The following is a 1,738-nucleotide window of genomic DNA, read 5'->3' as shown; positions in this document are numbered from 1 at the left end:
GATCACTTCGCTGTCGTCGCGGCCATAGCGCTGCAGCTGCGGTTCCCCGTTGACCGGGTGCACCATGCGCCCGCGCATCATCACCGCCTTGGCCATCACCGCGTCTTCTGCGCCGGCCTGGCGCAGTGCGTGGCGGCCGCGTTCGGCCAGGGCCAGGTTGATCGAGCGGCCGGACTCGTAGCCCTTGATGCGCGGATCGCCGCGGCGTTCGTAGACGGTGACCTGCCAGCCGCGGCGCGACAGCAGGATGGCCAGCAAGCAACCGGCCAGGCCGGCGCCGATCAGGGTCAGGGAGCGGGGGGAGACTGGGCTCAATGCAATATCCGGCGGCGGCCGGACGCAGCGCCGGCGAAGAGGGGGAGACAGCGACTGGCAGGGGCGGCCGCCCGGGCATCGGCCTTGGGCGGGCTGGGAGTGTACGTGGGCCGCTGCCGGCTCTGCGTCGCGGCCCCCAGGCCCGGTGACCTTGCAGTCAGCGTGTTGCGCTCAGGCGGCGGCCCAGGTTTCCACCTGTTCCACGAAGGTGTGCAGGTCGACGAAGCGGTTGTACAGCGGCACCGGCGCAATGCGGATCACGTCCGGTTCGCGCCAGTCGCCCAGCACGCCGGCGGCATGCAGATGCTCGAATAGCGCGCGCCCCTGCGCGCGGCCGCCTTTCACCCGCAGCGACAGCTGGCAGCCGCGCTGCGCAGCGTGCGCGGGGGTGACGATCTGCAGCACCTGCGCCAGGCGCGCGTGGATCAGCTGTTCCAGATGCCCGGTGAGCTGCTCGGATTTGGCGCGGAGCGCGGCCATGCCGGTCTGGTCGAACAGGTCCAGCGACGCACGCAGCGGCGCCAGCGCCAGCACCGGCGGATTGCTCAGCTGCCAGCCTTCGGCGCCCGGCGCAGGCACGAACTGCGGATCCATGCGGAAACGGGTCTGCTGCTCGTGTCCCCACCAACCGGCCATGCGCGGCAGGTCGCTGGTGGCGTGACGCGCATGCACGAAGCACCCACCCACCGCGCCCGGCCCGGCATTGAGATATTTGTAGTGGCACCACACCGCGAAATCGACGCCATCGTCGTGCAGGGTCAGTGGGATATTGCCCACCGCATGCGCCAGATCGAAACCCACCGCAGCGCCCTGCGCCCGCGCCAGCCGCGCGATCTCGCCCAGCTCGAACGCCTGCCCGGTGCGGTACTGGATGCCCGGCCACAGCACCAGCGCCAGCCGCGGGCCGTGCTGTGCGATCGCCACGGCAATGGCCGCCATCGACACCGTGCCATTGGGTTCGTCGGCCTCCACCTCGATCAGCTGCGTGGCCGGGTCCAGCCCATGCAGGTGCAGTTGCGACTCCACTGCGTGGCGGTCGGACGGGAACGCGCCGGCTTCGATCAGGATCGCGCCGCGCTCGGGCGTGGGGCGATAGAAGCTGGCCATCATCAGATGCAGGTTGACGCTGAGGGTGTTCATCGCCACCACTTCGCTGGGCAGCGCGCCGACCACGCGCGCCAGGCCGTCGCGCACCAGCTGGTGATAGGTGAGCCATTGGGTGGGACCGGTGAAGTGGCCTTCCACGGCAAGCGCGCCCCACTGATCGAGTACCTCGCTGACCATTGCGCGGGCCTGTCGCGGTTGCAGACCCAGCGAATTGCCGACGAAGTAGGTCTGGTCCTGGCCGTGGTGCTGCGGAAACACGAACGCCTCGCGCAGGTTGCGCAGCGGGTCGGCGGCGTCCATTGCCGCGGCGTGGGAA

General features: G+C 70.1%; 2 protein-coding genes. Both read right to left on the bottom strand.

Annotated features, from left to right (window positions below; all coding sequences use genetic code 11):
• Positions 1-315, bottom strand: a 315-nt coding sequence (locus OZ10_RS20100; protein WP_039566867.1) for an FAD-dependent oxidoreductase, incomplete at its 3' end; no start/stop codon positions are given.
• A 171-nt stretch (positions 316-486) separates the two neighbouring features.
• A partial coding sequence (gene kynU / locus OZ10_RS20095; RefSeq protein ID WP_039566868.1) for a kynureninase occupies positions 487-1,738 on the bottom strand: 1,252 nt, incomplete at its 5' end.

Source organism: Xanthomonas cannabis pv. cannabis (assembly GCF_000802365.1).
GTDB lineage: Bacteria > Pseudomonadota > Gammaproteobacteria > Xanthomonadales > Xanthomonadaceae > Xanthomonas > Xanthomonas cannabis.
This window is presented reverse-complemented; position numbering and strand designations above follow the sequence as displayed.